Genomic DNA, 22,259 nt, shown 5'->3' with positions numbered 1-22,259 from the left:
TTAAAATTGAATCGGTTTACCCAAATGAAATCCTTGCACTTGGTCGACATTTCTTGCTGAGAGTAACTCAAGATCAACGGCACTCTCAATATGCGGCGCTATCACATCAATTTTGGACTCGCGAGCGATCTTCACTATCGCATCAATCATATGCGCTCGAGGAATGCTCGTGTTTAACTCTCTGGTTAACGACGTATCTAATTTTACCGCACTTATCGGCAATTGGGGCAAGCTCAAGATCGATTGTGAATTCATACCAAAGTGACTCAATATAAATCCGAACCCCTGATCTTGTAAGTAGGTTAAGTGCTTTTTCCATTCGGGGAATTGATACAATAATTCTTCACCGAGTTCAAACCTTAACTGATTATTATTTAGCCCAGAACCTTTCCAAATATTTTCGATATCATGGCGAAACGTTTCGTTAGAAATCGATTCCAATGATGGCGATACAGCAAACCAACCTGAATTTTCATCGGCATGTTCAGCACAATATTCTGCCAGCTTTTCTAACATCAACCGGTCGATATCAGTAATCACGCCAAAGCGTCTTGCATTGGACATAAATAGTGCCGGCGATATTAGTGAACCATTCTCCTTGAGCCTTAATAAACCATTGACGCCAACTTGCTTCTCGACATCAGAAACGCAAAACACGGGTTGTTGGAGCAGCGTAAATTGCTTTTCTTGCATTGCACTTGTAAGCCTTTGATACCAATTACCCTCTTCTGTCTGATTTTCAGCGGAATGACTATAAAGATCCCATTGATTGCGTCCTTTCAATTTCGCCTGTTTACAGGCTTGATCAGCTTGAGAGATCACTTCGCCGATAGACTCTGCAAATTGGTCAATAATCGTTGCACCAATCGACCCTGTTACTCGATGGTGCTTACCTTCCCACACTAAAGTCGTTTCTTGAAGTAATTCGCGATATTGTTCTGCTAATTCAGGTAAGTTTTCGAGGGTAACATGAGTAAGTAAGACGACAAACTCGTCTCCGGCTAAACGCGCGACATAGTCAGTATCACGACTTCGCTCTGACAACCGCTTAGCGAGTAGCACTAATAATTCATCGCCAGCGGCATGACCTAACTCATCATTAATGAGTTTAAAATTATCTAAATCGACAAAAAGTAAGACGCAATTATCTTTGGAACGTCGAACCCTCGCTATCTCTCGACTTAACAAGTTTTCAAAGGCATTTCTATTCAACAACCCGGTCATATGATCATGCTCAAGTTGCCACTGCCAATTCTTCTCCAGACGTAATTGCTCAGAAATGTCACGGAACACAACCACCGAACCCTGATTATTTTCTGCATCGCCGAGCAAAGTAACACTGCACTCAACTGGAAATAACGAGCCATCTCTGCGCTGAAAAAGTGTTCTCCAATCTCTTAACTCATCGCCTAACATGTAGGCTTGTTGCAGGAAGCAGTGATCAAATGAGGTTTTACGACCAATATTATCAATCGGATGAATACAATCATGTGGGAAATACCCTAATAGGTTTTCCATCGACTGACCGAGTAAAGTCAAGGTTGCCGGATTCACAAACTGAATTCGGCCATCGGCGGTAACACCAAAAACTCCCTCTGCGACAGAATATAACAAACCAATTAAACGAGCTCGTTCCTTCTCTACTTGTCGCTTTCGTTCAACACTGCGCAACAAGGCTCGAACTCGAGTTAAAAACAAATCACTGGACTCATTTTTAAACATGCATTCACGCGCGCCTGCCGTTAAGCATTCATCAACCACAGACTGTTTATATTGGGAAGTAAGAATTGAGCAAACGAGATCATAGGTTGTTTCGTGTTTTTGTAGATTGCGGCAAAGCTGGGCACCGTTATCGCCTGGCATAAAATAATCAATAATAGCCAAATCATATTTGTTGCTTAGGGCCATTTCTAGGCCTTCTTCGGCATCACTCGCAACATCAACCCGATAACCATCTCTCTCAAGAAGTTTTCGGTATTGCACCTGAACAGTTCGCGAATCATCAACCAACAAGACTTTACCGATCCCTTCTTTTTCTTGAGGACTTGAGAGTCTTTCGATGAATTTATCGATCTCTAAACTTAGATTATGTTCCAAACTTGGTTTTAAAGTTAGCACCGACACCTGCGGATATCGCAAGGAAAAACGAATAAGGAAGTCTTGGAATGTTGTAGTAGAGAAATCAACGACTATACCGGAGGGAGACGGGTTTAGCTCTAACCAACGCTGAACGTCGACAACGCTATAAAAAAACAAAACCTGGTCTGAAAGTGTTTTGAGATGTTGAAAAGCTTGGTCCTGTTGATTGTCTTTGTTGATTAGTACAACTATCACCGCTGTGTCACCCAATTCCTTTGTAAGCTATTCATTATAGTAGACTTTTTGTTGGGCGAAGATTGTACCACGTTCTCTTTATAGATTGAGATATTTTGTAAGATTCGTTTCACATATTAACAACATTATTAATCGCTCATTTTTTGAACAGCCGGCTACTTAATGTTATCGAGAAATGATTTAATGGACTGAATGTACTCTGCGCTCGCCCCGATATTGTTGTGATCAGTATTCACTATGACTTTTTTAAGGAGTCTATCTGCCGGAAATGCCTCGGCAAGCGCTTCACTTCTTCTCGGCGCAATGATGTTATCGTTTGCCGCAATTAACATAAGCACAGGTTTGTTGATGAGCGGCGCTCTTGAAATTGAGTCATATTTATCCTTTACAAGCCAGCTTACCGGGAAAAATCGATAGTGCTCTTTAGCGACGTTGACAATACTATCGTAAGGTGTAATCAAAATTGTGCCGTTATTATCCCTTTTTGATGCCACATAAGTGGCCACTCCTGAACCTAAACTCCGCCCCATTAAAGCCGTTTTCTGATAGTTATCAGCAATTTGGTCGTAAATAAATAGTGCATCTGAATAGAGTCCCTCCTCTGTTGGAGAGCCGGGATTAACGCCGTAGCCGCGATAAGGCATTAATAATACACTCCAGTCTGGAAGCATTGCTTCAAAGAACTCCGCATTCATTTCAACCGGTTCAGCATTGCCACCATAATAAAACAAAAGCTTGTCTTTACCCGGATTAACTAACCACCCAGTGAGTTTTTGTTGCTGGTTTTGAAAAGTAAGTTTATCGGCTCCATTTGGCGGATAACTGGGCTGTGGGTAGTATAGAAATGAGCGCTGCATCAAATATAACCCGAGACAAGCAATCAAATATATAATAACGAGGTTAGTAAGTAAGCTTTTAACCATGTTTTACCAAAAACGATAAATCCTGAGAAGAATAATCGATGATAACCTTTTCTCTCGCTAATTAAAAAGCCTTGATCTGCACTGCAAACCAAGGCTCTGATTAAAAGCGAAGCTGAAGAAAGTGGTGTTTAATTATATCATTCTCTGCGTCGATAATCCGGATCCACCCAACACCGAGGGAGCTCTTCGCCAGAAGTGAACATTAAGTCGGATTTATCAAAACTCTCGGCAACCATAACTTCATCCCCGGCTTTGTATCGGCCTTGAAGTTTTTTGTCATACAAGCTGAATAGCTCACTCAAATATAGGACTTCTACAGTATTACCGGTCGACTTTTGCTTAAGAAACATAAATTCTCTCCTCAGAATTTCAAAATCAAAGGTGCAACAAGGGACTTCAGCCCACAGCATTTCAAAAATTTTAATTAACCCAACAAGACGGTAATTCCTCACCCGACATAAAGATTAAGTCACTTTTATCAAACTCATCATCATCTTGGTCTGCTTCGCCGATCGAGTACCGACCGAGAATGAGCTTTGATTGAGGGTTAATCAGTTGTTCAACCTCAAGGACCTCGACCAAATGGCCACTCCCGCGCTCTTTCAAAAACATCAGATTTTCACCTGTGAGATTCTTTATCTAGCTTTAAAATGGCTTTATTCTGAGCTAAAAACAATTAAAGATAAGTCATTATTACCAAGGGATCTAAGTTCGATTTTGGTTATATATTTAAGCTTTAAAAATCGTCGTTTTCGATAAGCGAAATTAAAGGGTGACGGTCAGCCGTCCAATTGATGTTGGGATTGAAGTTTATCTAAACGTGCTTCGCATCGCGCTGCCGACGGAGACTCAGATACGCATTGCTTGAGGACTTCGCTTGCACCAAGCCAATCTTCATTTTTGATAAATTCAATACTCCAGTTTAGATAAGCACTTTGCATGTTTTCTTTAAACAATTCGGCGGCTTTTCCCGAAAATTCATAGTTGAGAAAATCCGCATACATTTTGATGACTTGAGGCCAGTCATTTGATTCCCAATAAATACTTGCCCATTTAGAATAAAGATGTCGAAATGAATTAACGCACGCAGCTTCTAGCAAACAGTCATTTTCTCTGCCTGCAAAAACCTGACGCGCTTCCGTGAATTGTTTGTTCGCAATTAACTCGTCAATATACCTTGATAAAGCAACATATAAATTATTCACCACCTTATCAAAGTCTTCAATATTGCGATCAAACTGATCAATATATTGAAATGCTAATTGCGCCCCCATATCACCTCTTCCGTTCATGATAGCAGCATAAACCCTTTGCGACTTAACCCAGGCAAGCAAATTATCAATTTCTAAATCTCGCTCCGGATGTTCGGATAAACGCTCTAGGAAAGGGTTAACTTGCTGGTACATTTTGTCGAGCGCGTCGTAGTCTTTCAGATCTTTTAGGCGACTGTACTCTCTCGAATAAAATCCGAGTCTAACCTTATGGCTAGTGAAATCATCAATATCGAGTTCCGACACTAGCTCGACTAAACGCATACGATCAGCATAGTTCATCCTATCTGGGCGAACATGTTGATTCTTCATATTTTGTACGCCTAGCTGGTAGGCAGAAATAATTTCCCTCGCCTGATAATCTGCGTAGGTCGAAGGTGTGAGTCCCCGCTCAACAAACCACGCTTGCGACGCTGATTGCTCATAAAACGCCTCATCGTGAACCCAGTCGTACCCCTCCGCAGAAGTTGTCTCGATTTCAACCTGACGATCGCCGCTAAGCTCGAGGACGATGAAAACATGAGACGGCAATAAAACACCTTGGGTAGAGAAATTAAATTTATGAGCTAATACAGTGAAAAGCAAAGAGGCACTTACGCAGTTATACTTTTTACTGCGGAATACCTCACTTAATTGACTTTGTTCAAAATCATAGCCTTCACCTTCTTGGTCATCCGTCTTTCCGCCGAGAAAAAACGATTGATGCATCAAATGATGTAAACGAAATCCTTGTTGCCAGTCGTTGGGTTCACGAGCAATAAGCGGATCAATTTCCTTAACCCAGTGATTAATCTGCTTTAATATTTGCCGATATTGTTTTTCGTTGCGTACGTCTCCAGAAGAGACTAAATAAAGCGCAAGTAGTGCATCCGGATCACCTCGCTTGGCTTTTTCGAGGCTGTTTAAGGTGGCAACTTCAAATGGCGTAAGCTCACTCCAAATCGCAAAATCATTCGCGCTCACACACGTCGATAAAAGGGTCACCAAAAGTATGATCAAACGCTTCTCGCATCCCCCAAATACAGCCTTTGTTTTGCGTCTGAGAAAGCGAATAGAACGGTTCACAGCGCTAACCTTTTTGACTCAATATGATTAATATTCTCCAATATCTCTTGGGGTATCTCAGCCGTTTGGCTATTCAAATAATCAAAATAAATAATCTCCCCACTGCCTATCGCGACCGCTTTTTCGAGCTGTTGACTGTAAACCATATACTGCATCGTAAATCGTTTACTTTTTATGGCGGTAATCCGAGTGCAAATATCGATAGTGTCCGGGTAAGTCAAAGGGGCTAAAAACTTGCATTCGGTTGAGCCTAATATTGGCCCCACCTTTTTCAATTGCATCAATTGGTTAATCCCCGTTTTGTCGAAATAGGCGATTCGCGCGTTCTCAAAATACTTAAAATAGACGGTATTATTGACATGGTTAAAACTATCCATTTCACCCCATTGAATGGCTTGCGTGAGTGTTAGTGAATATTCAGAGTGTTGGGTCGCGTTCATACGTATCTACATCAGAGGATTAAAGGGAAACTAGCCGCTTAACAGCGCGTTTCTAACCATTCTTCGTTTTGCCTAGTAAAAAATATACTAAAAGCCATGGATGAACAATACCTGCGGCTATTGAAATCAGTGACATACTTGCTTCCACACATAAACCATTTCATACCTAACTATTCAGCGCGTAAAAACGCTAGACTATCAGTTGCTGTTTGTTCGGGAATTTCCTCCATCGGAACATGACCAGTCAATGGGTAAACAATTGTCTGGCTATTGATGATATTACTCTCGAAAAACTTAGCGTCCTTTACCGGTATCCAGCTATCATCTTCTCCCCAGATTATTAGGGTTGGGCTTTTTATTTTTGAGAGTCTTTCAATGGTATCCGCTATTGAGTAATTAAAAGACATCTGCGCTCGATCAACAAAAGCTTGTCGATTTCCTTGCCTAAGCCCCAACTCCCAGTAGCGTTCCACCAGTGAATCTGAAATTTTGCTGTGATCAGAATACACTTGCTCTAAATTCTGACGGATAAACGCTTTCGACGAGATATGCCTTAACAAATAACCGCCTATTGGGTTTCTTGCGATTGAAAATATCATCGGCGCATCATTTTTAGGAACACCTGAGGCGTTGAGTAAAATCAACTTCTCGATTCTTTCTTGGTGAGTTGCAGCATAGTTCCATGCAATTGCGCCGCCTAGCGAGTTACCAGCAATTGAAAACTTTTCAATATTAAGTTGTTGAATAAACGTATCAACAAAATCGACATAGTACTCAATTGAATAATCTCTTTGTTGGTTCGGACCGGTGAGGCCAAAAGCCGGCAAGTCGAGCCTGATGATAACGAAGTGTTGAGCAAGGTGTTCAACCCAACCGTCCCATGTATGCAGTGAAGCTCCTGTTCCATGTAACAAGAGTAAAACCGACTTATTGGGCTTGTCGTGAAGTTGATCTGTCACTTGATAATGGGTTCGTAAACCACTGACATTGATAAATTTTGAGTCTTGGGTTGCGTACTTCTCTTCCAAATAATTTTGAGGTAAGTCGCCTTGATAAAAAGCCGCAAAGCCTGCACAACAAATAATCAGCAACGAAATCAAAAACCAAGTCAACATTTTATTCGCTTTTCTCAAATAACGCCTCTTTAATTTGATCATAAATCAACTGATGAGCCTCGTCACTCGGATGCAGTCCATCAGCGGCGAGCGGTCTTTTTATTTCTCGCTCAAGGGTATCATTCAATTCAATGTATTGACCAGAGTAATCGCTTGTCAGTGATTTAAGGCATTCATTATATTGTTTGACATCTGCTATATATCTGACATGTCCATGGCAATTTTCAACGCCGTCGTCAGCTTTTGCGAAGGATAAAATAGGCAATACAACAATTGAAGCTTTGCGAGCTCGGCAGAATTCGAAACAACCACTTAAGTTTCTCTGAAAGTATTTTGGCGGAACTCTGTTCTTATTTTTATGAAAAACAATATCGTTTATGCCATATTGAAAAATCACTGTCGTATTTTGTTTTGGCAGGGCTCTAGCCATAAACTCCGATTCAAACCGATTTACTAGACCGTCAGAGGTGTCACCCGCGACTCCCAGATTATAAACTCTGGTTGTTAAATACGCCTGACTGTCGGGCTTAAAAAAATATCGTTTTAATCGATCACACCAGCCGCCACGAACACTATCGGCTTCTCCAAATGTGATACTGTCACCAAAACAAAGGATGGTATGCATTGTGTTTTCCGCTGCCCTCTTTTAAGTTCTAAATTCTAAGTTCTGAGCACGAAGTGCGAAGCTATCTCTAAAACGATAAACTTCAATTTAGATGACAAACTACAGTGCCAAAGCTTTTGAGTAAACCTTAAAAAGCGAAGAGTCACCTGCAACGCCAACTTAATGACGAGCCACGAGCCAAAACTTATGCATTAGTCAGGTTTTTATTGAGCGAAACCGCCTCATAAAGAATTAAAGTAGTATTTAATAAAACCCTCTATCTTATTGTTATTTAATGATTTTATTAAAGATTAATTTCGTCCCGACATATTTAGCAATAAATTATGCACTTAAAAACTAATAAATTAGTTGATCTTGCTATTGGCGCCCTGTAAGCTTTAAAACTAATTAATTAGTAATTAATAATCTTAACTATGGCTAGAAAGAAATCACAACAACTGACCGATACTGAGCAACAAATTATGCAAATTCTATGGGATAAAGGTGAGGCTTCAGTCAAAGATATCACCGAAATCTTGTCTCAAGAAAAAGCTACCGCATACACCACCGTTCAGACCATGTGTAAAATCATTGCAGAAAAAGGCTATGCTGACTTTCGCAAGGAAGGAAGAGCTTTTATCTATTCCCCTAAAATCACTCAATCAGAAGCACGCCAAGGTGCTTTAAAAGCATTACTGAATCGATTTTTTGGCGGTTCTCCCGAAATACTCGCCCAACATCTTATCAAAGAAACCGATCTTGATTTACAGGATCTCGAGGCTTTGCAGGACAAGATAGATGCAGCAAAAGAATAACGATTGCATCGGCGAATTAAGGATTAAATGAAAAACGATGTTAGCTGAACTTACATTGCTCTCAACCGTTGCCGTACACCATGTATTGATTGGCGCTGGACTATTCAGCTTACTGTTTATCACAGTAAAGTTGTTCAAGATCAGCTCAGAAATGCAAAGTTGGCTTTGGCTAACCGCACTGTTAATTGCCACTGTGTTTCCGCTTAGCTTGGTGATCAACGATCCACAAACCAGTAAACCGTCACCGTTAGTTCGTGTCGCTGATTTAAACTCAACCGGCGAAAGGATTTTAAACGATGTTTCTAATGAAACGATAGAGATTCGCAACATCATTAGCATTGCAAATAGTGAACAACAAAATACTGCTAATAGTGCCCCAGAATGGAATCTGCCTGGTGAGTTTATATTCAATATGAGCAGCATACTTTTGAGCTTTCTCGGCCTCTGGCTTATAGGCTCGACTTGGCGTTTCTTGCAGAAATCTCGATCACTAATTAATACTCGTAAGATATTCTCGCGAGCGACAAAGATTACTAAAGATATTTCGATTGAAAAACTAACTGATATTCCTGTTTTAACAAGCCAGGAAGCACATAGCCCGATGACCGCCGGTTTATTTAACCCCGTGATAATCGTGCCCCAATCACTGGTAAATGACTTTTCAAATCAACAATTAGAGCCTCTCGTGCTCCATGAATTAGCCCATATCCAGCGCTTCGATATCTGGTTTGGTTTACTTCAAGAAATAATCGCTATTATTTTCTGGTGGAGCCCAATTGTCAGAAAATTTAATCACAAAATACACCTCAACCGCGAAATCGCTTGTGATATTCGTGCTGCAAAACAACTGAAAAGTAGTAAAAAGTACGCTCAGTCTCTAGTCGACTGCGCAAAGCTCATGCTCACTCAACAGAAGGATATACTCGCTATGGGTTTATTTAGCCAAAAGAAAGATCTCCAGCATCGAGTCGAAGAGGTTCTCTCCTCTGATTTATTGCAAAAACCGAAGAAACTGATCATTGCTGCTAGCTGTCTAATATTAACGACCGCTACGATCGCTACTGCACAGAACTATGCGCCCAAGATCAATTTGGCCTCTATCGAGAAAGAGTCGAAATTTTTCTCTAAGTTAACTGAAGCTCAAAGTGAATATTTAATCACAGCCGTAAACTATGGCGACATTAATATGATTCGTACATTAGTTGCCGACGGCATTGATATCAATACACCAGTGGTTGGTGATGGAACAGCATTGATCATTGCAGTTAAGAAACAAAACATCACTCTGGTGGAAGAGTTAATAGCCATTGGCGCTGATGTAAACCAAGCATCTCGCGGAGATGGTAACCCATTGATCACCGCTGCTATGGTCGATAACCTCGATATTGCGAAATTATTATTAGCCAACGGAGCAGATATCAACGCTGTGGTTCCTGGTGATGAAACACCATTAATTAATGCAACACGTCGTGGCTCGCTAGCGATGACCAAGTGGCTTGTGGAAAACGGCGCTGATGTCAATTTAAAAGTCAAAACTTCGGCATGGGATGGCTTTGAAATACGCTCACCATTGAATATGGCTCGAACTCGGGCGGTTAAAGACTTCTTGCTAGAGCACAACGCTACCGAATAAAAACTATCATACTGCCAACTTTTTTTAAGGCTCGTTCGTCCTATGACTAATAGCCCTAGGCTTTCTATGCCTTGTAAAAAGTAATCTAATAAAAAAGGAAATACCGATGAATCAATTACTTGGGTTACATCAAGTTAGAAAAGGAGTCGATCATGATTTTTAATACGCCCCTTTTCTTTTTATTTTTCAGCATTTTTATACTTTGCTATGGTTTTGTATTTTTGCGCAACACACCGCGTGTTTACCTAATAATCGTAGGAAGCTTGATTTTTTATGGCGCATGGAACTACAAGTTTATCCCGTTATTAGTCGGCAGCGGTATCGCGGATTATTTTATCGCACAAGCCATCTATTCCGCTTCTACCCAAGCCAAAAAGAAGCTTTGGGTTTCTATTTCACTTTGTCTCAATCTCGGCATACTCGGGCTATTTAAATATGCTGATTTTGTTTTGGAGTCTGTAGCAGAGTTTTTACTCGTGTTTGGCTATCAAGCCTCTTTACCAACCTTATCATGGGTTTTACCCGTCGGTATCTCTTTTTACACTTTTCAAAGTTTGAGTTACACCATCGACGTTTATCGTGGTGAGATGAAACCTCGCAAAGGCCTCGTCCATTTTGTTGCTGCATTATCTTTCTTTCCGCAATTAGTGGCAGGTCCAATCCTTCGCGCCAAACAAATATTACCTCAAATGCATGCTATTGCTCTACCAACCTGGGAGTCTGCTAAACATGGGATCCTCTTAATTACCGTTGGTTTAATTAAAAAAACTGGTGCCGACCTCTTGGCGATTCCTGCCCAAAAAGCCTTTGAAGCGCAGGAATCTATTAGTACCTTGGAGATGTGGACGGGAGTGGTCGCTTTTGCTGGCCAAATATATGGTGATTTTTCGGGATACACCGACATGGCAATTGGGATCGCTTTGTTGCTCGGGTTTAAAATTCCACTTAATTTTCGAGTACCCTACTTCGCCATTTCCCCAGTCGACTTTTGGCGCCGGTGGCATATATCACTATCCAGCTGGTTGAGAGACTACCTCTATATTTCTCTCGGCGGCAACCGCACGGGCAACCGAACACGCAACGTTTTTATTACCATGTTACTTGGCGGACTATGGCATGGCGCAGCATGGACTTTTGTTGCCTGGGGCGCCTTTCATGGAGCGATCATTACCGCGACTCATTACCTTGGTAATTTGGCAACATTCAAATCATTTAATGAGTCCACCAGTAAGGGGATTAAGTTATTCAAATGGGCGTTAACCTTTTATTTGATATTAATCGGTTGGGTATTCTTTCGAGCATCTAGTATCGATAATGCGTGGCATATCTTAGTCGAAATGCATACCTTATCTGATGTCAGTATGGGAAATAATGCCTTATTAATATTTGCGTTAGTAACGGTTTGGACGCTACTCACTCATATCATGGATTTTTACGTCATCAAAGGTGCCGAAAAACTTGAGAAAAGGCCGTGGTTATTCTGGTTACTGATGGTTGTTGGGATTACGTTAACATTATTTATTGGGGAGCCAAGTGATGAATTCATCTATTTCCAATTCTAGAAAAATATATTCAAAAATATGTCTTGGCTTGCTCGCTTTATTTATCGCGGCAATGGGCCTAATACATTTTATTGTTTACTTGCATGGCGCAAATGCAAGTGATTTTTTAGGTAGAGTCTTTGAATCCAAAGCAGCCTTGCCGAAAATTGTTAAGGAAGAAAAGGATCTCGTTTTAATGTTTGGTTCATCGATGACCCAAGCCGGTTTTTCTCCGAGACAGTTTGATCGTTTAGTGAATGCGGAAGGGAAAAATATTAAATCCTTTAACTATGGATTTGGCGGACTGAATCCATTCTTTCAAGATTACCTTTCTCGTCGAATCGCCGATGAGTTTATCGCTAACGATCGTCAACTTAAGCTCGCTATTATTGAGTTTAATCCTTTTCAGACCACAAAAACCCGCTGGGCCGGTGCGATTGGTTCAATCGATTCATATCTTACTATCCTAGCAAGCGACGAGGAGTTATGGGAGATTGCAAAAGCGGAACCAGAAAGAGGTGCTCTCTTATACAATATTAAGTACCTGCGTCGACATATTTCAGCTCAATTGATTACCAGCTATTATGGCCGGGGGTTATTTCCAAGAGCGCGAAGAGAACGTCTTGAGGAGCCTAAAGCGTTAATTGATGCGCGCCGAGAGGCAGGACGCGAGCTCACCGAGCTTTTTGCAAAAGAGTATCCTGATTTCGATGACTCTGACTGGTACTATCCATGGCAAGGCGGTGGAACGATTCCTGAGGAGCGTTCCGCACGGACTTTGGAGGTTTTCAAGGAATATTATGCAACCTTTCAGCATGAGAACATGAAGGAAAACTATCGACAGAATCGGATTGCATCTGCTGATATTGAGGGCTTAAATTTCGAACCTCTCCTGATTGAAAGTTTTATTCAAATCGTCAAAAACTTTCAACAGTTCTCCGACAAGGTTGAGGTCGTCATGTTGCCTCGAGGACATCAATGGATTAAGTACTCTCCAGAGGCACAAGCTCGATTAGATGCAACGATTAAACAAATAGAAGCGGCGACAGGAATAACCATTCGAAATCACCAACTAATTCCAGAAATCACGCCGGAGATGTTCAGCGATGTTACCCACTTAGCTCGCTACAGTGGCGATGTCGCTTATACCAACTATTTAGTCAAACAGTATAAAGATCAGCTCTAACTCCTCTACAAAAAAGGGGTGAGTCACATAAGGCTCTCCCCTAAACGATTTACAAGCTATCTTGTCTCTGACTAATCTTCTTCAGTTTTCTTGCTTTCGATTGTTCGTCTTACGGTATCTTCAAGACTTGTCAAACCTGATGCCTTACCATCGGCAATCGCTTTCTCAAGATCGCCGTTTTTTAAATAACTATTGAGCGCCATTAGCGCACCAACTCGATTACCGCTTCCGCAATGCGCAAGCGTAGGCCCCTCGGCTTTGGAAATTAAATCCGAGAATTTCTTAGCATTCTCAAAAGTAATTCCACTGCGCCCACTAATCGGTAACGAGTAATAATTTAACCCCAACTCCTGAGCGACTTGTTTTTCATCAAACCCAGCTGACTCGCCTTCAGTTCTTAGATTGATGACGTTTTTTAAGCCATTTTCCTTTAATGCTTTGAGACTTTCCTGACTTGGTTGGCCGCTACTAATTAGATTTTCAGCGGGCTGCTTAACATTGCGCAACTCTATCCCACCTAAGTCTACTTGAGTCGTCATACAGCCGACTGTCACGAAGGCTGTTGCCAGTAATAGTACTAAGAGTTTAAAAGAGACTTTGATATTCATTGCTTTCCTCATCACTAAATTCTACTTATATTAAGTTCAGTATAGGGGTTAATTACGTAAAATCTTGATGACCAGATGCATTGTATGAATCATTTGCTTTTGATTCCAACAGCTCTTCTGGCGTCTTCAGGTACACCGACTCATTCGCCTCAGAGTACTCCACTAGCAACTCGCCACTTTTAATCATCGACAACACTTGCTTAGTCCAGGTGGCAAGGTCAATTTCACTATCAGTCTCAGAAAGTTTACTGAGTACGTACTCTTTAGCGAGTCCCTCCAGGGCTTCCCGAGAAATTGTCGAATAATCAATCAACATTGACTTAATATTACCTATCATTCTAAAAAGCTACTATAAACCTTTGGCAAAGTAGCAAATATTGATTATGCTTCACTATATACGATGCGTAATTTAAATATAAGCGTTTTCTTATATTCAAGTTAGCCACAATACCTGACGGCATTTTTATGTCGGGTTTTGACGGGGATCTTTCCTGATGTATGGCTAGTTTAATAAAATGGACCTAGCATAAATATTTTAAGGTATAAGAATAATGGCTCGAATTTTAGTCGTAGAAGACTCAAACAGCATGCGACAGTTGATTAGTACTTCATTGCAAGCGCTAGGACACCAAGTCGGTGAAGCGGTGGATGGAGTTGATGGCATTGATAAGGCTGAAAAAGACAGTTATGACTTGGTTATTTCTGACGTTAAAATGCCCAACAAAGACGGCTTAGAACTAACCGCTGCGTTAAGAGAGCTACCCGGATATGAATACCGCCCAATAATCCTACTCACGGCTATCGATGATGAGCAACTGAAAGAAAAAGGCCGCCAAGTAGGCGCGACCGGCTGGCTCATGAAACCCTTCGATTCCGAAACCCTCACCAGAGCGATCAATAAGGTTATTAAATAGCATACTTCTATTTCGGTGTAATCGATAAACAAAAAAAGGCCGCCTTTCGGTGACCTTTCTAATTTGGCGCGCCATGAGCGATTATTTCGCGCTTCCTGCGCTTCACCCCTGCGGGGCCATCGTCGTCCCTCCGATGTTCAAATTTGTTCCTGACAAATTTGTCGAACGATTGGCCTTCTCACACTCATGCCTTACTAAACAAAAAAGGCCACCTTTCGGTGACCTTTTTAATTTGGCGCGCCATGAGCGATTCGAACGCCCGACCCTCAGGTTCGAAGCCTGATGCTCTATCCAGCTGAGCTAATGGCGCGTGTTTTCATGGCGCTAATCTAACTGAATGAGCACCAAGACTCAAGTGATTTCCTTACGAAATGTTGATGCTGGCGAGAATATTTTCGTTGAGGCCTTGAAACGCTCAATAAATAACCGGTTTAGACGAAAACTAGTGGTTACTGAGAATATGAGCGATAATTCAACGTAAATAAATTATTCACTTAGTTTAATGCCAGTTACTCAGGATCAACTCAAACAAATAAAAACCTTTATTTACGAAAAAGCCTGTAAAGTCGGTTTTCAGGGTGCTCGCGTGAGTGATATTTCTACCTCTGGTTATTTTGAAGCCTTTAAGCAATGGGTCGATGACGGCTTTCATGGTGATATGAGCTTTCTTGAACGCAATCAAAACTTGCGAGAATTTCCGCCTCAGCTACACCCTAATACCTGCAGAGTTATTTCTTTAAGGTACGACTACCTCCCGGTCAACGCTTCATTTACAAAACCACTCAAAGACACCTCATTAGCTAACATATCGCGGTATGCACTGGGCAAAGACTATCACAAACTGCTGAGAAAAAAGCTCAGTCGATTGTGTGACGCCTTGCGCACGCATTTTAATCAAATCGAAGATATCGATACGCGAGTTTTTGTTGATAGCGCACCGGTGCTCGAAACAGCTTTCGCTGAAAAGAGTGGTATTGGCTGGAAGGGAAAGCATTCTTTAATTATTAACGAAGCCGCTGGCTCTTGGTTTTTCCTCGCGGAAATTTTTATCAACCTCCCGTTAGCCTTAGATGAACCCGTTAAAGATAAATGCGGGAGTTGTAATGCCTGCATTAAACTCTGTCCAACCGACGCTATTATTGGCAATAAAAAAGTTGATGCTACTCGATGCATCTCTTATCTAACGATTGAGAATAAAGGTCCAATTCCGTTGGAACTGCGAAGTAAAATTGGCAATCGTGTGTACGGGTGCGATGACTGTCAATTGGCTTGCCCCTGGAATCGATATGCCTCTGTTTCAAGTGAACCAGCCTTCTTGCCGATGCAAAATTTAGGCGCTAGTCGTTTGCTGGAACTCTGGAATTGGACGGAAGAAGACTTTAATACGAATTTGCAAGGCAGTCCCATAAGGCGGATTGGTTATCAAGCTTGGCTGAGAAATCTTGCAGTGGGGATAGGAAATGGTCCATTTGCGCCAGACATTATTTCGCAACTAGAGAAGAAAAAACCAGATGCCAACGATATGGTTTTAGAGCACATTAATTGGGCGATTGAAGAATTGATTAACAAAAATGGTCAGCAACTCAATTTGCAGGCTAAAACGAAAAAGCTGATAAACTGCGTTGAAAGTATGCTCGCGAGAGATGCGTAGTTTTGATACTTAACGAAATAAAACACAAACCATATTACCAATAGCATTTAATCGAGTTTAACCAAACCAACGCTGTTGATTATTTAAACTCTCAAGAAAGCATCAAAGAATACAGCACTACATAACCTTTGTACTACTGTACTCGATCGATAACTTTTTAAACTGCTATTTTACGTCCAAAGCCAAGGCTTTAACTTCATCAACCCATGCGCTGACATCCTGCCCTTTACTTTCCCCAAGGGCAATCGCATTTGCCAAAAGTTCTATCGCAGCGACACTGTTGCCTTGCGATTTCATTTCCTGTGACTTTTGATAAAAAACGTTTTCCGGACTTTTTAAATAACTTGAAAGCTTCTCTCCTAGATTACTCGCTAACTCGGAAGATAAAGCATCCATTATTTTGATGTCCGAGGGTAAATCGGCCCGCTCATACTTTTGATGAAAATCACCCTTTTGAAATTCGTTAATCGACTCACCACTAAACTCGCTCTCTTTGACAACAGTATCGGTCAACAGAATAGAGCCTGTAGCCGGTTCAATTACTCTAAAAGCTACTTCAGCAATCGCTTGCTTACGAATGTGTTCAACGGTCAACTGAATGTCTTCTTCAATTGGTGTTTCTATGTATTGAGTTGGCGCATCCCCGCGTTTACGCTTGGCCCACTTTTGGTATTCTTCTGTCTCCACGCGATGTACACCCGTTTGCACTTTCTGAGTTCGAGTACCTTGATTGGTTGACTCTTCAATAGCTGCTTGCAAAACCTCTCCATCGATTTGCAAAGCCAACCCCTCATAAGAGTTTACTGTCGAACCTTGGGCATTCGTGACAATCATGACTTCTTTACCCAACTGATCAAATAATATTTTTTCAAGCTTACTGCCTACTCGGCGCCCCACTGATGCCATAACGCTATTTTGTGATGGCACTTCTTTGAATTCAGCGATAGAGAGCTTAGTCATCGCTCGCTTTGTCACCGCATCATTGGCTTTTAAAAAGGCTGTATCAAGACCCGGATAATTACGATCAAACTCTCTCACCACTCTCATCAATGAAAGCTGAGTTCCTTCACCAAGATTTGCGTCAGACGCTTTTTTCATCAGTAGATCAAGATAGTTTTTCTCTTGAATAAACCCTGGCTTAGTTAATGCCGTTTTGGTTTGGATGTCTCGCCCTTTGACAAAATTGTTATACGCACCTAAAAGATCACCCGCTTGATAAGATTTAGCTGCACTGCCCGCAAAAAAGTTGGCTAATAGGCTCATACTTTTGCCCATCGACTTTTTTAACTGTAAGAAGATTGGTTTATCAGCAACAGTTTGGATGGCTTGATATGCGGACTCCGGTTTGCCACTTTCCAAAGCAAACCGAAAATCTTTTTCGAATAATCCGGCCTGTCCTTGTGACAACATTGACTCAAACTGAATATTTCCGGGATCAAGCTTCAACCCCCCTTCCGCAGATTGAATGGCCATTGTATATAACCGTTTACTAAGTCCCTCATTGCCTTGATAGTTTAACTGAGCCGTCACTTCCTCAAGTCGCTTTTGATAAACATCTGCTTCAGGTTGATTATCACCCGCTAGTTGAGCGGCTTTTTTTAACGCCAAAACCTGATCGACATTGCTGAGATCGGAATCACTCGCATCAGTTTTAGCTTTTGAGATTAGTGATTCTAAAGTCTGCCTTGCAGCATCAATTTTAGATTTGATTCGTGCATAATCAGTTGCTGACCACACCTGCATTGGGTTGATGGATTCACTGAGTTGATTAAGCTCAGTTCGAGTTACCGTCTCAGGGGCTTTTTCATGTTTAGCGAGAACTTGATCAACTGCTTGCGATTTATCTTGAACTAACAAAGCAACAATTTTGGAACGCAAACTAATTGCTTCCTCTTTACTGCTTCCGCGCGACTCAGTCACTAATTGAGTTGCTTTATCATACAGAGCAGGCAGATTACCCGACGCTCGCGCGGTATCAATTTCAGATTGAGAAATGAGCGCCGCGCCTCCGCCGCCACAAGCCATCAAAGTAAAAATTCCTGCTACTAATAATGTATTCAGGAATGATGTTGTCTTAAACATTGTAAAATACCTTATAAATTATTGGTCTTGTCTGTATGAATTGGTCTAAAAGCTTTACTCATTAAACGGCTCAGGGATCGCATCGGGATCAGGTTCATTATCATCTGATTCCTTTTTTTCTGTCTGATCTGTTTTTTGCTGTTCCGAATTTTTTGCGACAGTCGGCGTTTCAGCAGCGCCTTCGGCTGCCGAGGATTGCTGCTGACTCGATTCGCCTGACTCGGTTGCTTCTGAAGAGCCTTGCAAATTAGATTGTAAAGCGCTGTCTTCGATAGCCGCATTATCAGAGGCTGCAACATTTTCTTGACTCGACTGAGTGGCCGAATCTTCAAGTGTTGAAGAAATTTCGGGCTCATTGATAGTACTTTCACCAGCCGATAAGTCTTGTACTACAGAATCGCTAGAATCAACGACTGGTGTTTCAATTTCTGGAATTAGCTCAATAATTTCCGAAACGGCAATATTGAATGAATCGTATTGTGGATGATTATCATCAAAAAGCTTCAGTTGAGTTAACCACTCTGTCGCCTTGCTTTTATCACTGTCGGCGATCGCATTGGTTAAGCTATCAATGATTGCCTTTTCAATTCTTGAAATGCCCGCTAACGCATCTTGGTTTTTGGCATCTATCGCTAGCGCTGCTCGGTATTTCTCAAGCGCATTATTGCCTTCGGGAGATACAAGATCGCCTTGTGATTCTAAGGTTCTCGCAGAGTCCAAACTACCGAGTAGTCGCATTTGAACCATCGGGTCATTGAGCTTCTCTAATCGAGCTGCCTCTGCCAACTTGGCTTGCTCTGCCGCAGCAGCTTGTTGTCTTCGTTGGGCAATCAAGTCATTATATGATTTCTCTTCAGTGGCAATTTGTTGTCTCAGTGAAAGCTTTTTAGCTTGGTCGTTTGACAAACTATTAAACCGAGCTAAAAAGGTTTTTGCTCTTGAAAATTTCTTATCGTTGATGGCACCAGCAATCAATTTTTCATAAGCAATACTCACATCAATTAACCCCTGCTTCGCTAGCGTATTCGCAGCATCAATTTGCAGTGCTTGCTGAAAGTAGTCAATGGCATTATCGTTCGCCGGAGAAGATAAACGATTTGCTGCAAGCGCTTCTTGGCCCGATGTAATCAGCTGGTCAATCGTTTCTACCCGTTGTTTCCTTGCTGAATTTTGCGACTCAAATTCAGTTTTAAGGTTAATAACTTTAGTTCTTGTTGCTTCAAGTAGTGCATAGTCCGGTTGTTCAAATTGAACCAAAGATAACCATTCCTCAGCTTTAACAAAATTATTTTTTTCTGCTTCTGTTGTCGCCTCCATCAAGCTTGAACTCAATATATTTTGATAAATCAGCTGCGCGCTTTTATTGCCTGGTTCCAACGTTTTAACCGTCGCGACTAATCTGAGCGCCTTCTTAATATCTTCAACTGTTTGCGGTACAAATTGAACTAACGCATCTGCCTCTTGTAACAAATCTGCAGAAGACGGAGTGTTACTTTCTTGATTTGACGATTGTTGCGATATGTCTGAGGGATTTTTCGGGTTGACACCGCCAGCCGTATTTCGAGTCTCTCGATTGCTGGTTTTGTCGATCCATTCTGCGACCTTGGGGTACCATTGTTCTTGGGTAAAAAACCCACCAACACCAATCAATAAAACAAGAATAATTGCCACCACTTTTCCGAGCGAGCTTTTTTCCTCAACTTCGGATATTTGATACCGTCTTTCGGAGTGCAATTCCTCGAAATGATCGTCACTGTCAGGTAACGCATTAAATTCATCGGTATCATGCTTTTTTGTCACTCGGGTAGGTTCTACGGCGGCCTTTTCAACTTTCTGTGCTTGGCCGGTTTTGCCGAACTTAAGAATTGCAGCCGCCAATTCTCCACCTGTTTGAAACCGCTTAGCCGCGTCTTTTGCCATCAAAGACTCAAGCAACCATTGAAAATGATTGAGCCTTTGCGGTAATTTGGGAATCGGTTTGGTGACATGCTTAATACACACAGCCACTGAATCTTCGCCGGTATAAGGGACCCTGCGCGTAAGCATTTCATACAAAATTACGCCAAGGCTATAGATATCGGAGCGACCATCGACGGTTTTACCACGGCATTGCTCTGGGCTCATATACTCAGGCGTACCAATTAATTTCCCCGTTTGAGTCATTTGGGTCGAAGAATTAGACGCTTTTGCGATACCGAAATCAGTCAGGACAGGCTCATCGTCTTCATTAAACAGGATGTTTTCTGATTTTACGTCGCGATGGATATAGCCTTTTTCATGGGCAAAATGAAGTGCTTTGGCTAGCTTGCCGATTATCGTAAGACAGTCACGAGTTTTTAAACCATTTTCGATCCGAGTTTTAAGATCGCCCTTTGGTAGGTACTCCATCGCAAGGTAATAAAAATTACCGCTCTCTCCAACATCATAAACAGTAACAATGCTTTTGTGAGACAACTTGGCAACGATCTTCGCTTCGCGAATAAATCGCTCGCCAAAAGTCGGATCGGCAGCCAGCGCCGGTGACATGACTTTTAATGCAACCTCTCGGTCAAAACCTTTCTGAATTGCCAGGTACACTGTCGCTTGTCCACCAACGCCGAGGGTGCGAATGATCTTATAGCCTGGAATTTCAGTTGCGCTCACTGATACCGCCTTATTGTTTATCGTTTTATTAGAGTTTTTATTGTAATTTCAGTTAGTTGGCCTTAATCATGTCCCTATGACGGCAAATATTACAAAATATTAGCAAATCCCTTTAAGCGTGTGAAATATCTTGCTGATTTATTGTTACTTTAGTCCAATATTTGTGATTTAGCGCTAATAACCAAAGCCTATTAGCCCAGGCATACTAATGGATAATTCTTATACCGGACGGGTTTGCTTTAAAACTAGGCTTTTTTGCAGCTAGAATGAAATCGAACACGGCACACAGCGAGAACTTGACTATGCGAGTACGACACGGAGAAGCCGGTAGACCCTGGTTCAGAACAGAGCGATATTATCATACGAATGATGGATGGTGGTTTCTGACCAGAGAGAAAACCGAAGAAGGACCGTTTGTTTCCCAACTTGAAGCTGAAAGTGAATTGTATATGTACATTCAGCGCGTCAAACAAGCGCAAAATTTTCCATTAACTTAGGAGATACGCGAGCTGACTTGGCTCTTATTCAGAACATCTCTCATGACGAGATTTGTGATGCAGGCTCGATTTGTTTGTTTGCTACCAACCAATTAACCACCCTGGACGCGGCTATCATGCCAAAGGTTGCCGTCACCGCAACACCAGCACCAAGCCCACCGCTACAGTCTAATTTAACACTGCCATCATTAAACTGTTTTTGCTGACATACTCCGCCATCTGGCGTTGGATAGGACAACTGCTCCGTCGAAAAGACACACTCTACCCCAAAGCGTCTTTTTGGATTTTTGCTAAAATTAAAATTTCGCCGTAATTCACTTCTTACTTTTGCTGCCAAAGGATCTTGGGTTGTTTTGCTCAGATCGGCGACCTGAATCTTGAGAGGGTCGATTTGACCACCTGCACCACCGACACAAATAACGCGAATTTTATTTCGTTTACAAAAAGCAATTAAAGCCGTCTTAGCCGGAACACTGTCAATCGCATCGACGACATAATCAGGTTTGTCACTGAGAATCTCCGCCTGATTATCAACGCTGATAAAATCTTCAACTACCCGAACCTCACACTCTGGATTTATCGCTTTAATACGATCAGCCATCGCCTGAACTTTCAGCTTGCCGATATTACCGCTTTGGGCATGAATTTGGCGGTTGGTATTAGTCACACAAATGTCATCTAAATCAACCAGAGTGATTCGGCCAATTGCAGTGCGTGCTAAGGCTTCAGCGACCCAACTGCCAACACCGCCTATCCCAACCACAGTGACTGCGCTCGCGCGCAGCCGATGTTCCCCTTGCTTACCATATAAACGCTGGGTTCCACCAAACCTTAGCTGATTAATATCCTGCATCGTATCTTCAATACCAATGACCATAAAACCGCGCGATTATAGCATCAGAAAAGTCTAAATGTTGGCCAATTTTCTAGACTATGT

The 22,259-nt window shown here is 41.8% G+C and carries 21 protein-coding genes and 1 tRNA gene; 8 read left to right on the top strand and 14 right to left on the bottom strand.

The window, feature by feature from the left end; translation table 11 throughout:
- The 8 genes from FLL45_RS03905 to FLL45_RS03870 all read right to left on the bottom strand — a co-directional run bounded on the left by FLL45_RS03905 (position 1) and on the right by FLL45_RS03870 (position 7,773).
- Complete coding sequence (locus FLL45_RS03905) at positions 1-2,334, bottom strand: two-component system response regulator (protein WP_185964316.1); 2,334 nt, start codon at positions 2,332-2,334, stop codon at positions 1-3.
- Positions 2,335-2,489: 155 nt separating this feature from the next.
- A complete protein-coding gene (locus tag FLL45_RS03900; protein WP_210247103.1) occupies positions 2,490-3,191 on the bottom strand; it encodes an alpha/beta hydrolase in 702 nt (233 codons plus the stop codon).
- A 203-nt stretch (positions 3,192-3,394) separates the two neighbouring features.
- Positions 3,395-3,607, bottom strand: a complete 213-nt coding sequence (locus tag FLL45_RS03895) for an acetyltransferase (protein ID WP_142888462.1) — start codon at positions 3,605-3,607, stop codon at positions 3,395-3,397.
- A 70-nt stretch (positions 3,608-3,677) separates the two neighbouring features.
- A complete protein-coding gene (locus FLL45_RS03890; protein WP_142888461.1) occupies positions 3,678-3,869 on the bottom strand; it encodes an acetyltransferase in 192 nt (63 codons plus the stop codon).
- Positions 3,870-4,036: 167 nt separating this feature from the next.
- On the bottom strand, positions 4,037-5,593 hold the full coding sequence (locus FLL45_RS03885) for a transglutaminase family protein (protein ID WP_142888460.1): 1,557 nt from the start codon (positions 5,591-5,593) through the stop codon (positions 4,037-4,039).
- On the bottom strand, positions 5,590-6,033 hold the full coding sequence (locus FLL45_RS03880) for an acyl-CoA thioesterase (RefSeq protein ID WP_142888459.1): 444 nt from the start codon (positions 6,031-6,033) through the stop codon (positions 5,590-5,592). The genes FLL45_RS03885 and FLL45_RS03880 overlap by 4 nt, the downstream gene beginning before the upstream one ends.
- Before the next feature lie 170 nt (positions 6,034-6,203).
- The gene (locus FLL45_RS03875) at positions 6,204-7,148 is read right to left on the bottom strand and encodes an alpha/beta fold hydrolase (protein WP_185964315.1); all 945 of its coding nucleotides are present in this window, start codon (positions 7,146-7,148) and stop codon (positions 6,204-6,206) included.
- A gap of 1 nt (position 7,149) precedes the next feature.
- Entirely contained in the window at positions 7,150-7,773 is a 624-nt protein-coding gene (locus tag FLL45_RS03870) for an SGNH/GDSL hydrolase family protein (RefSeq protein WP_142888457.1), read from the bottom strand.
- Positions 7,774-8,186: 413 nt separating this feature from the next.
- On the opposite strand from FLL45_RS03870, the gene FLL45_RS03865 reads away from it, so the two are divergent.
- From FLL45_RS03865 to FLL45_RS03850, 4 genes are all read left to right on the top strand, one after another.
- A complete protein-coding gene (locus tag FLL45_RS03865) occupies positions 8,187-8,567 on the top strand; it encodes a BlaI/MecI/CopY family transcriptional regulator (RefSeq protein WP_142888456.1) in 381 nt (126 codons plus the stop codon).
- Positions 8,568-8,604: 37 nt separating this feature from the next.
- Positions 8,605-10,200: a M56 family metallopeptidase gene (locus FLL45_RS03860; RefSeq protein ID WP_142888455.1), complete on the top strand. Its 1,596-nt coding sequence runs from the start codon at positions 8,605-8,607 to the stop codon at positions 10,198-10,200.
- A gap of 152 nt (positions 10,201-10,352) precedes the next feature.
- A complete protein-coding gene (locus tag FLL45_RS03855; protein WP_142888454.1) occupies positions 10,353-11,762 on the top strand; it encodes an MBOAT family O-acyltransferase in 1,410 nt (469 codons plus the stop codon).
- Positions 11,737-12,927, top strand: a complete 1,191-nt coding sequence (locus FLL45_RS03850) for a hypothetical protein (RefSeq protein ID WP_142888453.1) — start codon at positions 11,737-11,739, stop codon at positions 12,925-12,927. Before FLL45_RS03855 ends, FLL45_RS03850 begins: the two co-directional genes overlap by 26 nt.
- Before the next feature lie 71 nt (positions 12,928-12,998).
- Here FLL45_RS03850 and FLL45_RS03845 read toward each other — a convergent pair whose 3' ends face one another.
- The gene (locus FLL45_RS03845; RefSeq protein WP_185964314.1) at positions 12,999-13,535 is read right to left on the bottom strand and encodes a protein tyrosine phosphatase family protein; all 537 of its coding nucleotides are present in this window, start codon (positions 13,533-13,535) and stop codon (positions 12,999-13,001) included.
- Between the two features lie 52 nt (positions 13,536-13,587).
- Positions 13,588-13,851, bottom strand: coding sequence for a YheU family protein (locus FLL45_RS03840; RefSeq protein ID WP_185964313.1), 264 nt, complete (start codon positions 13,849-13,851; stop codon positions 13,588-13,590).
- Positions 13,852-14,086: 235 nt separating this feature from the next.
- Between FLL45_RS03840 and FLL45_RS03835 the strand changes: the two genes are divergently transcribed.
- Positions 14,087-14,449 carry a response regulator gene (locus tag FLL45_RS03835; RefSeq protein WP_142888450.1) on the top strand — a complete coding sequence of 121 codons (363 nt, stop codon included), beginning with the start codon at positions 14,087-14,089 and terminating at the stop codon, positions 14,447-14,449.
- Between the two features lie 233 nt (positions 14,450-14,682).
- On the opposite strand, the gene FLL45_RS03830 is transcribed toward FLL45_RS03835, so the two are convergent.
- Positions 14,683-14,759 (bottom strand) — tRNA-Arg (locus FLL45_RS03830).
- 27 nt (positions 14,760-14,786) lie between these two features.
- On the opposite strand from FLL45_RS03830, the gene FLL45_RS22710 reads away from it, so the two are divergent.
- A complete protein-coding gene (locus FLL45_RS22710; protein ID WP_185964312.1) occupies positions 14,787-14,930 on the top strand; it encodes a hypothetical protein in 144 nt (47 codons plus the stop codon).
- Between the two features lie 21 nt (positions 14,931-14,951).
- A complete protein-coding gene (gene queG / locus FLL45_RS03825; RefSeq protein WP_142888449.1) occupies positions 14,952-16,100 on the top strand; it encodes a tRNA epoxyqueuosine(34) reductase QueG in 1,149 nt (382 codons plus the stop codon).
- A gap of 165 nt (positions 16,101-16,265) precedes the next feature.
- Here queG and FLL45_RS03820 read toward each other — a convergent pair whose 3' ends face one another.
- Together FLL45_RS03820 and FLL45_RS03815 are read right to left on the bottom strand one after the other, a co-directional pair.
- Positions 16,266-18,182 (bottom strand): hypothetical protein, encoded by a 1,917-nt coding sequence (locus tag FLL45_RS03820; protein WP_142888448.1) that lies wholly within the window; start codon positions 18,180-18,182, stop codon positions 16,266-16,268.
- 54 nt (positions 18,183-18,236) lie between these two features.
- Complete coding sequence (locus FLL45_RS03815; protein ID WP_185964311.1) at positions 18,237-20,825, bottom strand: serine/threonine protein kinase; 2,589 nt, start codon at positions 20,823-20,825, stop codon at positions 18,237-18,239.
- Between the two features lie 266 nt (positions 20,826-21,091).
- Between FLL45_RS03815 and FLL45_RS03810 the strand changes: the two genes are divergently transcribed.
- Positions 21,092-21,322, top strand: coding sequence for a DUF6316 family protein (locus FLL45_RS03810; RefSeq protein ID WP_246075753.1), 231 nt, complete (start codon positions 21,092-21,094; stop codon positions 21,320-21,322).
- A 40-nt stretch (positions 21,323-21,362) separates the two neighbouring features.
- Here the strand turns inward: FLL45_RS03810 and tcdA are convergent, their stop codons facing one another.
- The gene (tcdA, locus tag FLL45_RS03805; RefSeq protein ID WP_246075751.1) at positions 21,363-22,199 is read right to left on the bottom strand and encodes a tRNA cyclic N6-threonylcarbamoyladenosine(37) synthase TcdA; all 837 of its coding nucleotides are present in this window, start codon (positions 22,197-22,199) and stop codon (positions 21,363-21,365) included.
- Positions 22,200-22,259 lie beyond the last annotated feature (60 nt).

This window comes from Aliikangiella marina (genome assembly GCF_007004765.1).
GTDB lineage: Bacteria > Pseudomonadota > Gammaproteobacteria > Enterobacterales > Kangiellaceae > Aliikangiella > Aliikangiella marina.
This window is presented reverse-complemented; position numbering and strand designations above follow the sequence as displayed.

Coding starts and splice junctions, on each gene's coding strand:
- FLL45_RS03900 (WP_210247103.1), bottom strand. CDS start 3,191: ATGCAGCGCTCATTTCTATACTACCCACAGCCCAGTTATCCGCCAAAT.
- FLL45_RS03895 (WP_142888462.1), bottom strand. CDS start 3,607: ATGTTTCTTAAGCAAAAGTCGACCGGTAATACTGTAGAAGTCCTATAT.
- FLL45_RS03890 (WP_142888461.1), bottom strand. CDS start 3,869: ATGTTTTTGAAAGAGCGCGGGAGTGGCCATTTGGTCGAGGTCCTTGAG.
- FLL45_RS03880 (WP_142888459.1), bottom strand. CDS start 6,033: ATGAACGCGACCCAACACTCTGAATATTCACTAACACTCACGCAAGCC.
- FLL45_RS03875 (WP_185964315.1), bottom strand. CDS start 7,148: ATGTTGACTTGGTTTTTGATTTCGTTGCTGATTATTTGTTGTGCAGGC.
- FLL45_RS03870 (WP_142888457.1), bottom strand. CDS start 7,773: ATGCATACCATCCTTTGTTTTGGTGACAGTATCACATTTGGAGAAGCC.
- FLL45_RS03865 (WP_142888456.1), top strand. CDS start 8,187: ATGGCTAGAAAGAAATCACAACAACTGACCGATACTGAGCAACAAATT.
- FLL45_RS03860 (WP_142888455.1), top strand. CDS start 8,605: ATGTTAGCTGAACTTACATTGCTCTCAACCGTTGCCGTACACCATGTA.
- FLL45_RS03855 (WP_142888454.1), top strand. CDS start 10,353: ATGATTTTTAATACGCCCCTTTTCTTTTTATTTTTCAGCATTTTTATA.
- FLL45_RS03850 (WP_142888453.1), top strand. CDS start 11,737: ATGAATTCATCTATTTCCAATTCTAGAAAAATATATTCAAAAATATGT.
- FLL45_RS03845 (WP_185964314.1), bottom strand. CDS start 13,535: ATGAATATCAAAGTCTCTTTTAAACTCTTAGTACTATTACTGGCAACA.
- FLL45_RS03840 (WP_185964313.1), bottom strand. CDS start 13,851: ATGTTGATTGATTATTCGACAATTTCTCGGGAAGCCCTGGAGGGACTC.
- FLL45_RS03835 (WP_142888450.1), top strand. CDS start 14,087: ATGGCTCGAATTTTAGTCGTAGAAGACTCAAACAGCATGCGACAGTTG.
- FLL45_RS22710 (WP_185964312.1), top strand. CDS start 14,787: ATGAGCACCAAGACTCAAGTGATTTCCTTACGAAATGTTGATGCTGGC.
- queG (WP_142888449.1), top strand. CDS start 14,952: ATGCCAGTTACTCAGGATCAACTCAAACAAATAAAAACCTTTATTTAC.
- FLL45_RS03820 (WP_142888448.1), bottom strand. CDS start 18,182: ATGTTTAAGACAACATCATTCCTGAATACATTATTAGTAGCAGGAATT.
- FLL45_RS03810 (WP_246075753.1), top strand. CDS start 21,092: ATGAAATCGAACACGGCACACAGCGAGAACTTGACTATGCGAGTACGA.
- tcdA (WP_246075751.1), bottom strand. CDS start 22,199: ATGGTCATTGGTATTGAAGATACGATGCAGGATATTAATCAGCTAAGG.